The sequence below is a fragment of the Arthrobacter liuii genome, from assembly GCF_014639275.1.
Lineage (GTDB): Bacteria > Actinomycetota > Actinomycetes > Actinomycetales > Micrococcaceae > Arthrobacter > Arthrobacter liuii.
Map to the genome: position 1 here is coordinate 1 of NZ_BMFW01000087.1, position 636 is coordinate 636.

Below are 636 nucleotides of genomic sequence, written 5' to 3' on the forward strand. Positions count from 1 at the left end.
CCCCCAAGGCACCGGGCGATCTGGAAGTCCCGGCGCGTCCCTGCCGAACGGGTTTGCCTGCGGTACGTTGGAGGCCATGGGCTACTTGTCCCCCGCATCTGCCGGGAATCCGAATGGATGAAGTATTTTCGGTGGCCGGCGGCAAGGCAGCGCTCAGTCTCCGGCCGGACGGGATCTTGCACCTTGTCTGGGCCCCTGGCACTTATGTGCAGGAAGAGGACGCCGTCTCAGCCGTCACGATGTTGAACAAGATCAGCCCGGACCACGACCGGCCGTTGCTGGTCGATATGCGCAACGCCGGGAACACGTCATCGCGGGCCAGGGACGTTTTCGCGGATCCACACGCGGTCTCACGGGTGGCGCTGTTGGGTGAATCCCCCGTCGACCAGGTGATCGCCAGCTTCTTCACGGGCGTCCACCGGCCTCAGCGCCCCACCCGATACTTCACCTCTGAAGCCGCGGCACTTAGCTGGCTGGCCGGCGGCTAAACGGCCAGACCTCAGGCCGCCGGGGACTCTCATGATCCGGACCCCTCTGTGCCTGAACCGGCCTTGCTGTTGATTGCGCGCTGCGCGGGGTAGGTTTCGACGTGAGAGGCGATCAGGGCAAGGACAAGGGGAGGCCATGCTTTTTGAG

Annotated in this window: 1 protein-coding gene; it reads left to right on the top strand. The window is 64.8% G+C overall.

The window, feature by feature from the left end; translation table 11 throughout:
• Positions 1–113 precede the first annotated feature (113 nt).
• Entirely contained in the window at positions 114–488 is a 375-nt protein-coding gene (locus tag IEW19_RS23205; RefSeq protein ID WP_188573894.1) for a DUF7793 family protein, read from the top strand.
• Positions 489–636: the final 148 nt, after the last annotated feature.